The 12470-nt window shown below is 69.8% G+C and carries 10 protein-coding genes; 6 read left to right on the top strand and 4 right to left on the bottom strand.

The window, feature by feature from the left end; all coding sequences use genetic code 11:
- The first annotated feature begins 172 nt into the window (after positions 1–172).
- Entirely contained in the window at positions 173–1675 is a 1503-nt protein-coding gene (locus G4D83_RS38600; protein ID WP_240357065.1) for a hypothetical protein, read from the top strand.
- Positions 1676–1877: 202 nt separating this feature from the next.
- Entirely contained in the window at positions 1878–2747 is an 870-nt protein-coding gene (locus G4D83_RS38595; protein WP_163869927.1) for a hypothetical protein, read from the top strand.
- Here G4D83_RS38595 and G4D83_RS38590 read toward each other — a convergent pair.
- Complete coding sequence (locus tag G4D83_RS38590) at positions 2737–3147, bottom strand: response regulator (RefSeq protein WP_163869926.1); 411 nt, start codon at positions 3145–3147, stop codon at positions 2737–2739. The genes G4D83_RS38595 and G4D83_RS38590 overlap by 11 nt on opposite strands.
- A gap of 340 nt (positions 3148–3487) precedes the next feature.
- Between G4D83_RS38590 and G4D83_RS38585 the strand changes: the two genes are divergently transcribed.
- Positions 3488–4411 (top strand): hypothetical protein, encoded by a 924-nt coding sequence (locus tag G4D83_RS38585; protein WP_163869925.1) that lies wholly within the window; start codon positions 3488–3490, stop codon positions 4409–4411.
- A 52-nt stretch (positions 4412–4463) separates the two neighbouring features.
- On the opposite strand, the gene G4D83_RS38580 is transcribed toward G4D83_RS38585, so the two are convergent.
- Together G4D83_RS38580 and G4D83_RS38575 are read right to left on the bottom strand one after the other, a co-directional pair.
- Positions 4464–5159, bottom strand: coding sequence for a nucleotidyltransferase family protein (locus G4D83_RS38580; protein ID WP_163869924.1), 696 nt, complete (start codon positions 5157–5159; stop codon positions 4464–4466).
- 257 nt (positions 5160–5416) lie between these two features.
- A complete protein-coding gene (locus tag G4D83_RS38575; protein WP_163870023.1) occupies positions 5417–5734 on the bottom strand; it encodes a CBS domain-containing protein in 318 nt (105 codons plus the stop codon).
- Between the two features lie 178 nt (positions 5735–5912).
- On the opposite strand from G4D83_RS38575, the gene G4D83_RS38570 reads away from it, so the two are divergent.
- Positions 5913–7907, top strand: a complete 1995-nt coding sequence (locus G4D83_RS38570; protein WP_163869923.1) for a patatin-like phospholipase family protein — start codon at positions 5913–5915, stop codon at positions 7905–7907.
- 131 nt (positions 7908–8038) lie between these two features.
- A complete protein-coding gene (locus tag G4D83_RS38565; RefSeq protein WP_163869922.1) occupies positions 8039–8854 on the top strand; it encodes an OmpA/MotB family protein in 816 nt (271 codons plus the stop codon).
- On the opposite strand, the gene G4D83_RS38560 is transcribed toward G4D83_RS38565, so the two are convergent.
- The gene (locus G4D83_RS38560; RefSeq protein WP_205522826.1) at positions 8855–9379 is read right to left on the bottom strand and encodes a hypothetical protein; all 525 of its coding nucleotides are present in this window, start codon (positions 9377–9379) and stop codon (positions 8855–8857) included.
- Between the two features lie 192 nt (positions 9380–9571).
- Between G4D83_RS38560 and G4D83_RS38555 the strand changes: the two genes are divergently transcribed.
- Complete coding sequence (locus G4D83_RS38555) at positions 9572–12460, top strand: hypothetical protein (RefSeq protein WP_205522825.1); 2889 nt, start codon at positions 9572–9574, stop codon at positions 12458–12460.
- Positions 12461–12470 lie beyond the last annotated feature (10 nt).

Raw genomic sequence — 12470 nt, 5'->3', positions numbered from 1 at the left:
CCGCTCCGGCGTGGCCTCCACGTCCACACCTGTCCCGGCACCTGTGGACCTGGGGGCAACAGGGCACCGGGCCCGCCACGCGCAACCTCACGGAAATACTGCGGCATGAGCGTCGGCCCGGCGTGTGCTACCTCGCGTCCCTCGAGTCTTCTTCCGCGCGAGGTCCTTCCCCATGTCTTCCTTCCGCATGTCACTCCGAGCCCCCTTCCGGCCCGTGCTGGCCGCCCTCGTGTGCCTGGCCGCGCTGCTGCCGCTGTCCCGCGCCGACGCCGAGCCGGGCATCCGCATCCTCAACTCGCTCTCCACCGCGGACCTGGCCTTCAACGCGCTCACCACCAACGCGCGCTCCATCGAGGCGCTCACCTCGGAGCCGCTGACCTCGCGCTCCTTCGCCAGTGACGCGCGCCTCCGGTACCAGCTCGAGGACCCGGCCGCGCGCAACGTCATGCACTACCTGGTCGAATGCGCGCTGCCCGCGACGTCCGTGGTGGAGTGGAAGGACCGCCGGGGCGACGTGTACACCTTCACCGGAGGCGCGGGGCTGTGCTCGGAGTGGGAGTACCAGGCCCCCAGCAAGGAGTGCCTGGGCTACGTGAGCGCGTGCCTGCTGGCTCGCAACAACGCCTATGGCCACACGGTGGAAATCTCCCTGCGCGGAGAGGACCCCCGGGACGACCGGACCTTCAACCCCACCGGTGACCCCAAGCAGTGGCACCCCATGTTCCTGCCCTGTGACAGGAGCGGCTCCGGGCTGAATGAGGAGTGTGGCTGGGTGGGCGAGGGCGTGGGTAGCTGCGCCGCGGGCACGCAGGTGACGGTGGGCGGGGGCGCGCCGAGGCCGGGCACCTGCACTGGAGCGCTCGGCTCCGGCTCGGGCCGCCGCGTGCTGCGCGTGTGCAAGGAGCTCTACGGCTGCGAGGCCAGCCGCGCCCTGGCCGCGGCGGAGAAGAACGACTGCGGCGGAGACGCCCCCAGCGCGACGTTCACCTGCCCCCGGAACGGCAAGTACAGCGTCATGTCCGCGCCCTATGACCGCACGTCCGCGCCGGGCTCGTGGGTGAGCCCCGCCGCGACGCTCGGCCGCTACCCCGCCGCGTCCTTCGGCGCGTTCACCTTCAGAGAGGGCGCCTTCTTCGGGAACCTCTTCGACATGAAGGCCCTGGCCGTGGAGGTCTTCATCAACATGGACACCTACCTGCCCCAGCTCACCAAGCCGAACTTCACCGGCTACCCGTACCAGAACGTCCACGCCTGCTTCGCCAAGGACTGGATTGCCGGGGACGAGCACCTGGCCTCGCGCATCTGCGCCAACGCCGTCGTCAGCGGGGTGAGGGCCTATGGCTGTCTGGCCCGCACCGTGGGCCCCTGTGAGCCCGGCAGCTCCAGCGCCCAGGCGCCCCGCTGCGCCGTGAATGATGGCCCCCTCGTCCAGGGCGACGGCGACTTCGAGGCCTGCAGCGACGACGACGGCGTGTCCCACCCCGAGCCCATCAGCACCTACCTCAACAGTCCCTGCGACGCGCTGACCGTGGCCGAGCGCAACACGTGCGACGACCCGACCTGCGACTTCAGCACCACGCCCGGCAAGTGCAAGAAGGGCTGCGCCCAGCGCTCCGCCAGCGAGTGCCTGGCCGTGGCTTGCGTGAAGAACCCCAAGCTCTGCTACAGGAAGTAGGAGCCCCGCTCCAGGCTCCAAGCCGGGCCCGGGGGTGTCGGTTTGAACCTCCCGGGCACCTGGGCGCGGTGGGCCCGCGAGGAAGGCGTCCGGCCAGGGGGGCGGTGCGCATCCCGTACACCCCGGGTGTATGAATAAAGCAGGCGGTCAGTCGTCCTGACTCGCGTTGCCTGGTTCCGGCCACCCCGCCGAGGAGTCCACCGTGTTCCCTTTCCGTTCCGTCCTGAGCGCCGTGCTTGCCCTGGGATTGATGCTGGGCTCGACGTCCGCCGAGGCGCGCTTCGGCAAGCGTTCCCGTCCTTCGCAGAGCGATTCGAAGAAGGACGACGACAAGAAGGACGACACGCACGAGGCCACGCCGGTGGGCCAGTCGGACTCCGACGATGACGACGACCGGCCACGCCGGCGCCGCAACAACAACAGCCGTCATGTCGCGTCGGACGTCGCGGACGGCATCGGCTTCCTCGCCTTCGTGCTCACCGGCGGCAACCACCGGTTGATGGTGGTGGACGAGCCCCGGCACCGGGGTGAGGTGCGGCAGGAGCGTCACGCGGCGCCCCTGTCCTTCCGCGTCGGCTTCCAGGCCGGCCCCGTCAACAGCGGCGGCGCGGGTGACCTCTTCATCGGCCTGGAGGGCCGGCGCTTCGGCGTGGACGCGCGCGTCACCGGCATCAGCGTGGACGCCGACGACGGCTCCTCTGATTCGGACAGCATCACCCTGTTCGAGGCGCACCTCACCTGGGCGCTCGTCTCCCTGGAGCGCGTCCGCCTGCGCGCGGAAGCCGGTGTGAGCACCGCGAGCGCGCCGGACATCTCCTTCGTGGGCCCCAGCCTGGGCATGTCGTTCGAGGCGTGCCTGGCCGGCCCGCTGGACTTCGAGGCGCGCACGCAGGTGACGCCCTTCCCCTACCGCCAGGTGGACGCGAGCGCCGCGCTGGCGCTGCACCTGGGCGCGCTGGTGCTGCGCGGCGGCTACCGGGGCATGCTGCTGGACGACGCGGGCCACGTGGACGGCGTCGCCCACCGCGACAGCTTCCACGGCCCCTACTTCGGCCTGGGCCTCACCTACTGACCCTTCGGGACACCTCAGGCTGGGGCCCCGGGCAGTGCGCCTGGACCGCGGCCAGCAGGTCCTTGAGCCGCACCGGCTTGCGCAACATCGCCACCACGCCCTCCGGACAGGGTCTCGACTCCGCGCACATGACCACCACGCGCGACTGCGCGAAGCGCGAATCCTTGCCCAAGGTCTCAAGCAGGCCCAGCCCCTGCACGCGCGGCGTCTCCAGGTCCACCAACACCAGACACGGCACCTCCAGCGACACGAGCACGCGCAGGGCCTCACGGCTGTTGATGGCCATGGCCACCTCGTAGCCTTCGTCCTGGAGCGCTTCCGCCATCACCCCCCGCAGGTCCGGGTCGTCCTCCACCAGGAGCACGGTTGGTTGCATCACCACATGGGTCACGATTGCCACCCTAGTGCCTCCGTCGCTCGCTGACACGTGTCACGCCGCCGGGCTTCCGCTCACTGTCGAACCGTGAGCATCCGCCCGCCCCGGACAGGCACATAGGCCCGGTCCCCCATGGAGGCAGAGATGGGGCGCCGAGGCCAGGGATGCATGGCGAGCGTCGGCCGGTGAAAGGCAATTCCTCCCACGTGTCGGGCCGTGCTCACTCGACGCGCGCCCCGCTGCCCGAAGTCATACAAGCGCGATTGGACAACGCCCGCCCACCCCCGGGGGCCATGGCCGCGCGGGGCCGGCGACCCTTGAATGTCGCTCCCCCGTTGTCCCCCGCCAGGAAGAGGAGTGGACCTTGCCCTCATCGAAGGCCGTGCTCGGCTCCGCGCTCACCGCCACCCTCCTGCTGGGCTCAGCCCCCGCCGAGGCCCGCTTCGGCAAGCGCTCCACCCCCACGTCCTCCAGCGGAGGACCCTCCCGCCCGGAGCGGAGCGCGAGCCGCCCGGACGCACCCCCCCGGGAGCACCCCGCCTCGCCCGCCGGTCAGGACTCCAACGCCGGGCGCACGGCGCGCGAGCACCCCGCCACGGCCATCGGCAAGGAGCGTGACGCACAACAAGACGACGCGCCCCGGAGGCGGCGACGGGCCCACGTGCCCTCGAGCACGGGCATCGTCGGCGTGGGCATCGCGGGGGCCGCGGCCTCCTCGTCCCGGCTGAACGCCACCGCCCGCGCCGAGCGCCGACGAGATGAGCCCGTGCCGCTGCTGGTGCGCCTGGGCGCGCAGACGGACTGGCTCAAGGATGGAGGCGCCATGAGCGTCTTCATGGCCATGGAGGGCCGGCGCATGGGGTTGGACACCCGCATCACCGGCATGACGCTCGACGCGGACGACGGCTCCGACAAGGTGGACCGAATCACGCTCCTGAGCGCGCGGGTGACGGCGGCCTTGTGGGCCAGCTCCCGGGGACGCATGCGCGTGGAAGCGGGCCTGACGAGCGCCCACGCCGCCAACATCATCTTCGTGGGCCCCAGCTTCGGCGCGTCCGTGGAGGCCTGCATCGGCGCCTCGCCGATTGACCTGGAGGCGCGTCTGAACGCCACGCCCTTTCCGCACCGCCAGGTGGACGCCCAGGCGGGCCTCGCCCTGCACCTGGGCACCTTCAACCTGCGCGGCGGCTGGCGCGCGCTGTACCTCAACGACGCCGGACACGTGGACGGCGTCGAACACGAGGAAGGCTTCGGCGGGCCGTACTTCGGCCTGGGCCTGACCTTCTAGCAACACGGCGGGCCGGAGCCGCCCACGACAGGGAGCCCCGGCCCTCCAGCTTCTACTCGTCAGATGCCGCGGCCATGGGGACCGAACCGCCCCCACCGCCAATGTCCGCCACCGTGGTGAGCCCCGAGGACGGCCGCTTGCCGGTGCCTCGGCGCTTGGGAGGCGGCGCCAGCTTCGGCTCCGAGCCGAACAACCGCTCGTACGTCTCCGGCCCGTTGATGTTCACAATCACGCCCGGGTCCTTCAGCGGCACCCGGCGCACCTTCATGTTCTTCAGCACCGCCTCGAGCTGCTCGCCCGACTCAGCGCGCAGCCGCTCCGCCGCCGCGCGCGACAGCAACACCGGCCAGCCAGGTGCCCCTTCGAACTCCGGACGCAGCGCCTCCTCCGCTTCCCCCATCAACTTGAGCAACGACTTCACCGTGGTGGCGCGGAGCGCTGGCATGTCCACCGGATGCAGGAGCACGACGTCCGCTCCGGCCTCCATCGCCGCGTCCAACCCCACCTTCACCGAGACCATCTGGCTGTCCTTCCACTGCTCGGACTCCACCAGGTCCAGCCCCGGATGCTGCTCGCGCACGGCCTCAGCATCCTTCCCCACCACACCCAGCACACTGCATCCCGCCTTGCCAAAGGTCGACGCCAGCGACTGAAGGAAGCTCTTGTCGCCTTCGTGCAGGATGAGCGCCTTGGGGTGGGCCATCCGCCGGGCCTCGCCCGCTGCGAGGATGATCGCCACTGCCTTCATACCAAGCCTCCTCCGTCCCCCGGGGAATCGAGTGCCAGCTGGCCCGGGGCCACCGGGAACAGGCTGTGGTCTCCCCGGTGGTTTTTGAGCCCACCCCCCGGTGCTAGCCGTCAGCCGGTCCCCAGTCACTTCGCGAGCCTCCTGAGAGGAGCGCGAGGTCGCGCGAGCGGTGCCGGAAGGAGCACGGGCCGCCTGCTCGTTCGTACCACCCCGGAGGCTCGCCTCCTGTGTCCCCCGGCCACCTGCTCGCGCGCGGCTCAATGCAGCCACCGCTGCGCGGGCGCGTGGAGCAGCAGCGCCGAGGCCGGCGTGGACACGGCGGTCTTTTCTTCCGTGCTCGCCAGCGCCTTGGCGGTCAGAATTTCAGCCAGCCGCGCCAGCGGCGCGAAGGCCGACAGGCGCTGCAGCTCGTGCTGGGACACCTCGCCCAACCACGCTCCGTTGTGGCCATCCACCACGGGGAGCGCGTGCACCCCGTGGCGGTGCATCACCTGAAGCGCCGAGAGGACGGTGTCCTCGGGAAAGAGCGTCACGGCATGGGCAACGAGCATCTCGAACTCAGGGCTGCGGCACATCGTCACGGAAGGCCTCCAGAAAAAGCAGGCGTCAGGCGCCTCTGATCCATCCCTAAGCAAGGGCCTTGCCGGGCCGATGCGACTTCCGAAAGGCGACACACAACCCGGGGCGCCTTCCGCGCGATAATCCCCAGGCAGACCGCCACCCCCTCGACGCGCCCCCCGTGGAGCCTCCGCGATGAGCATCAAGACCCCGCCTTCCTCCACGCCTTCCGCCGCACCGCGTCGAGCCCCGGAGCCCGTGCAGCCGCAGAAGGTGGAGGCCCCCAAGCCCAACCTGATTGAGCGGATGGGCCAGGGCCTGCAGAACGTCGCCCGCGTGGCCAACCAGGTGGTGGACCGCTTCGAGGCGAAGCTGCCGGACCTCTCCAAGCTGGGCCTGCCCCAGCTCGCCGGCACCGGCGGCAAGCCCTGGGAGGGCATCACCCTCACCGGCAAGCCGCTCCAGATTCCGCTCAACAAGCTGCTGGACGTGGACCTGGGCGACCTTCGCAAGGTCCTCGAGCGCGTCCTGCCCCCCAAGATTGACGACAAGCAGGGCAAGCAGCTCGTCGAGCAGACCCAGCAGTTCCGCGACACGCTGGGCCAGGTGCGCTCGCTGTCGGCGCAGCTGGACATGCTGCCCTCCACGCACCCGCGCTACGCGCAGGTGAAGGCGGCGCTGGAGAAGGCGGAAGGGGCGCTGACGCAGCAGACGGGCTACACGAAGGCCACCGCGCCGCGCCCGGGCTCGCTCTGGTTGGACCCGCAGTTCCTGGCGAAGGAGCTTCCCAACGGCCAGGTCCACGCCAGCCGCTTCCCCACGGGCACGCCGGTGACGAAGCCGCCCGCGGCGCTGGACATCGTCGCGGGGGGCGACGCGAAGAAGGCCGCCGAGTACACCGCCTCCGTCGCCCAGAACCGCGCCGAGGCGGGCATGCCGGTGCAGGGCGGCGAGCCCATGGGCGTGCACCTGAGCCTGGAGGGCGGTGGCGGCAAGGGCAAGCGCTACGCGGCCATGCTGACGGAGATGCGCGAGATGGGCGTGGTGCCGGTGAGCCTCACGGGCACGTCCGCCGGCTCCATCGCCGCCGCGTTCGCCGCCACGGGCGCCACGCCGAAGCAGGTGGAGGACGTGGCCAAGGATCCGCGCCTGGGCAAGCTGTATGACCTCGACCTGGACATGAACGACGGTGGCCTGCTCAACGGCCAGGCCGCGTATGACCTCTTCGACCAGAAGCTGCGCGAGCTGACCGGAATCACCGACCGGCCCGTCACGTTCGCCGACCTCAAGATTCCCCTCCAGCTCGTCGCCGCCAAGGCCTACGACAGCGCCGTCCCCAACGGCGGCTTCAAGAGCGCGCAGGACCGCATCTTCGTCTTCAGCCAGGAGACGACGCCGGACACGCCCGTGGCGCTCGCCATGCGCGCCTCCATGGCCATCCCCGGCGTCTTCGAGCCCGTGCAACTGGTGGACCCCGTCACCGGTCGGCAGATGCACCTGGTGGACGGCGGCACGCTGGACAACCTGCCCATGGGCTACAACAAGAACGACCTGCCGCAGATTGGCGCGTCGCTCCAGACGCGCGGCGGCACGCACCCGTCCAACGGCACCGCCCAGCCCAAGCCCCTGCCCACCGGCCAGCTCGACACGGATGACGTGGTGTGGAACGGCTTCAACGGCCTGGCCCTGCTCAAGGACAACGCCACCGAGGCCCAGGACTGGCGCGACAAGGCGAAGCCGGGCGCCAACCAGTTCATGCTCAGCGTCCCCACGTGGAACCTGGACAACCCCAAGCAGTCCAACAGCGTGCTGGGCTTCGGCTACGACAACAAGGTGGACCCCATCCTGGATGGACAGACGCGCGAAGTGACGCGCGACTTCCTCCGCGAGTTCATGGACGACATGAAGGTCCCCGGCTCGCGCGGCACCAACATGGTGACGCAGGTCCCCAAGGACCTGAAGTTCAGCGAGCCCGTCGAAATCTGGGGCGAGAAGTTCCAGGTCACGTACAACGGCGGAGACACCGTCGTCGCCACCGCCGCCAATGGCAAACGTCACGAAGTGAAGCTCGGCCAGAAACAGATTGAGTCCATCTGGCTGGATGGCCAGGCGTTCAACGACTTCGGCGCCCAGCTGTCTCACACGCTGAGTGACGTGCGCAGCGTGCGTCCTTCCTGGTTCCCTTTCTGACACACCGTGCGGGGCTTGCGCCCCCGCTGCAAGGTTGAACCTCCAGACACCTTCACGCACCCGGGACGCCTTGAGGCGCACCCGGGTGTCGTCGTTACGGTGGCTCGCATACATCCCCCTGGGAGGTCTTGATGCAAGCGGAGCGAGGGCGGGCCTGGGTGCCCTGGCTGGTGACGGTGCTGGTGGTGCTGCTCGCGGGCGGAGTGCTGTACCTGGCGCACCGGGGCTCGGCGCAGGCGCAGGCCCAGGCGGAGGAAGCACGCAAGCTGGCGGACGAGGCCACGGCGCGCACGCGTGACGCGGAGGCCGCGCGCAAGCAACTGGAGGAGAAGTACGCCGCGCTGGAGGCGGAGCACGCGAAGCTGTCCTCGGAGAAGGAGCAGCTCAGCACGGAGAAGGAGCAGCTCTCCCAGACGGTGCAGGAGCAGGAGGCGGAGCTGGCCAAGCTCAAGGACACCTACGACGACCTGCAGGACAAGATGAAGGCCGAGATTGCCGAGGGCGCCATCAAGCTGTCTCAAGCCAAGGGTCGCATCCAGGTGGACCTGGTGGACAAGGTGCTCTTCGACTCCGGCGACGCGAGCATCAGCAAGCGCGGCCAGGAGGTCCTCAAGCGGCTGGGCGGCGTGCTGGCCAAGGTCGACGACAAGGCCATCCAGGTGTCGGGCCACACGGATGACTCGCCGCCGTCGCAGAAGCTTCAGGCCACCTTCCCCACCAACTGGGAGCTGTCCGTGGCGCGCGCCGTCAACGTGGTGCGCTTCCTGGAGGAACAGGGCGGCGTGCGCTCTCGCAGGATGATCGCCGCCGGCTACGGGGAGACGCGGCCGGTGTCCGCCAACGCCACCCCTCAGGGCCGCGCGCGAAACCGGCGCATCGAGGTGTTGCTGATTCCGGAGCTGCCCGCGAAGAAGGCCGCCCTCAAGACGGCCCGGGACACGCGCTAGCTACTTCTTCTTCACCGACTCCAGCAGCTTGCGGAAGGACTTCTCCGAGGCCGCCACCGTCTTCTCCGGGCCCGTCAGCTTGAAGAAGAGGGCGCCCTCGGGGCCCTCCACAATCGCCCCCAGCAGACGGAATCCGGGCTTCGGCGTGGAGGGGCCCATCATCGGCCCGCCGCCCATGTACGTGCCCTTCACGTCCACCGTCGTCACCGGCATCCCGTTGAGCTTCTCCGCCTTCGTCTTGGCGACCTTGTCCACCGGCTTGCCATCCGCCGTCTGGAACTGGCCCAGCCACCGCTTCACGTTGGCGTCCACCGCGCCGCCCTGCCCCTGCCCGAAGTAGAAGACCGCCAACTCCCCGCCCTCCGTGTCCCCCTTCGCCGCCGGCAGCTTGTACGTCGCCGCGCGCATCGGTCGCTCACCCTGCGCCGCCCACTCCGCGGGCGCCGTCCACGCCAGTCCTCCGGCCTCCTCCGCGGACGCCGCCATCGCCATGCACATCACCAGCACACCCAGCAGTCGGTTCATCCGCTCAGCGTACCGGTGATTGGCGTCAGCGCAGTGTGTCAAAGACAGCCGGTGCCACTCGCGCGTACGCCGAAGCATGGGTGACACAACGCGTCAAGTCCCGTCGCTTCCGGCCAACCCAGGGACGTGGTACGCCACGCGACTGTCACCTAGTCCTGAAGTCCAAACTTGGACTCGGAGGGGGTTGTACCCATGAAAAAGGCGTTGTTCCTCGGGGCTCTGGCCCTGGGCACGGTAGCGTGTGATCCGGACATCATGCAGGACGACCCGCCGAATGCCGCGGACGTCGTCGTGGCGGAGTTCGACCCCTCGGCGTCTCCGGCTGTCGTGCCGTCTCCGAATGACTTGGCCATCGCCAAGTTGCCGGATGGCTCGAACATCGTCGCGGCGCCCATCAATCCGAATTCGCCTGCCGCCGAGCAGGAGTTCACTCGGGACTATCTCAATACGCTCAACGGCTTCCCGACGTCCGCCATCTCGACGACGACGGTGAAGGGCCTGAACGCGGAGACCGTCAACGCGACGACGGTCAAGTTCATCGACCTGTACGAAGGCACCCCGCTGGCGAAGCCCGTGACGCCGACCATCGGCTACCGCGAGGCCAGCAATCAAATCACCGTCATCCCGCCGCAGCCGCAGGGCTGGCCCAAGGGCGGCCGCTACGCGGTGGTCCTCGTCGGTGGCCAGAACGGCCTGAAGACGGCCGCGCCGAACAACAAGCCCATCATCGGCTCGGCCACGTGGTCCCTCGCCAGCTCGCGCCTGCCGCTCGTCAACTGTCCGGGCCAGGACCTGACGTCCCCCAACTGCACCCTCGCCACGGAGCTCATCCCCTCCACCAAGTCGGACCCGGCCGAGCGCCTGGCGGACCAGCTCAACAGCGCCAAGCGCCTGGAGCAGCTGCGCCTGGGCTACAAGGACGTCCTCGACCTGGCGGCGGCGAAGTTCTCCATCAACCGCGACGACATCGTCCTGGCGTGGACCTTCACCATCATGGGCCAGCCGGAGGCGACGTTCGACCCGGGCACCAGCACCATCCCCTTCCCCAACGACCTGCTGCGCGTGGCCGCGACGGGCACGACGCCCGCGCACCTGAACCTGCCCGTGCCCGCCGGCACTGGCACGGTGGTGGACCTCATCAAGGGCCTGAACACCCTGGATGGCTGGTCCACGACGGCGCCCATCATCTCCGAGAACAGCGTCACCCGCGGCGTCATCGACAATGACGCGAAGCTGGACATGAACACCGTCCGGCTGGGCCGCGAGCTGCTGTTCGTCAAGCTGACCCCAGGCGGCACCACGCCCAAGGTCAAGGTGTGCCTCAACTGCGCCTCCAGCACCAAGCGCGACGGCACCCCGGCGGACCCCGCGCCCCAGCAGTTGCAGATCATCCCCGAGGTTCCGCTCGACCCCGCCAGCCAGTACGCGGTGGTGCTGCTGCGCGGCGCCAAGGACGAGAAGGGCAACTTCGTCGCGCCCACCGGTCCCCAGGCCCTGCTGCGTCTGTCCGCGCCGCTGGCCATCGACGGCAAGAGCCAGGTCGCCGCCGTCCCGGACGGCAACGCCGTCGCGCTGGAGCCCATCCGCGCGGGCATGAAGCCCCTGTTCGACTCGCTGGAGGCCCAGCACATCGCGCGCAAGGACGTGCTGCTGGCGTGGGTCTTCACCACGCAGAGCACCCACACCGTGCTCGGCGCGCTGAACCAGGCGCCCGCCCCGGTGCCGACCACGCCGCTTTACCTGGTGGACCAGACGCCCCAGCTCACCGGCGCCATGACGGCCAACGGCCTGGAGCACACCAACGTGGGCAAGGCCCTCGTCGGCGCGTTCCTGACGCCCAACCTCCTGGATGACACCAACGGCGCGCTCAACCCCGCGCGTCCCACCCGCCTGGACCACGTCCCGTTCTGGCTGTTCGTGCCCGCCTCGGCGCCTCCGGCCGGCGGCTACAAGGTCGTCGTCTTCGGTCACGGCCTGGGCAGCAACCGCACCTCCGTGCTCCCCATCGTCAACAAGCTCAACGAGGCGGGCTACGCGGTGGCCGCCATGGACACCGTGCTCCACGGCGAGCGCACCAGCTGCGCGGGCATCACCGCCGCGTCGGGCCTGGGCACCATCACCACTCCGGACCAGGCGTGCGCCGCCGGCTCCACCTGTGACGTGACGGTCAACAGCCCCACCTACGGCCGCTGTGTCGCTCCGGCGACGGCCAGCGCCTGCAACCCCGGGGCGGGTGGCGACCTGTCCTGCCAGGCGATGGGCCAGGGCGTGTGCAGCGTGACGACGGCCAAGTGCGAGGGCGGCGACTTCCTGCGCGCCAACGCGAACTCCCCGCCGGCCGTCTCCAGCTGGAACTTCCTCAACCTCACCAACCTGTTCGCCACGCGCGACAACTTCCGCCACCACGTGGTGGACTTCTCGCAGTTCACCCGCGTGCTGGCCAGCGACGGCCTGCGCACGCAGCTGGGCAACGTCGTCCCGGGCGCCACGCTCAACGCGGCCACCGTGGACTACGTGGGTCAGAGCCTGGGCGGCTTCCAGGGCGCGCTGTCCGCGTCCGTCAACACCCGCGTGCGCCGCACCGTCCTCAATGTCCCGGGCGGCGATCTGGTCGACGTGCTCCTGACGTCCGCCAACCCGACGTTCATCGCCCGCCGCGATGGCTTCCTGAACTTCCTGGGCACCGTGGGCCGCATCCCCGGCACCCCGGCGTTCGACGAGTTCATCGTGCTGGCTCGCACCATCCTGGACCCGGCCGCTCCTCGCAACTACGCCTGGAAGCTGGAGAACCTCGAGGGTGCTCCCGCCGAGCGCGAGGCGTTCATCCAGTACATCAAGGGTGACGAGGTGATTCCGAACCCGGTGACGCAGGGGCTCATCGCCGCGGCCAACCGCGACAGCACCCGCACGGTGCAGAACTACATGGCCGAGGTCGACCTGCTGCCCACGTCGACGCGGCACGTGTTCCTCCTCATCGCCGACCCGTCCGACCCGGGCAACCCGTTCCTGAAGTCCGTGCGCGACACGGCCCAGGCCCAGGTCGTCAGCTTCCTCAACACGGGCACCGCGGCCACTCCGTAACGGACAGGAC

Origin of the sequence: Myxococcus eversor, from assembly GCF_010894455.1 — a bacterium.
GTDB lineage: Bacteria > Myxococcota > Myxococcia > Myxococcales > Myxococcaceae > Myxococcus > Myxococcus eversor.
Note: the sequence above shows the minus strand (reverse complement) of the source record. Positions and strands in the feature narration are given on the sequence as shown.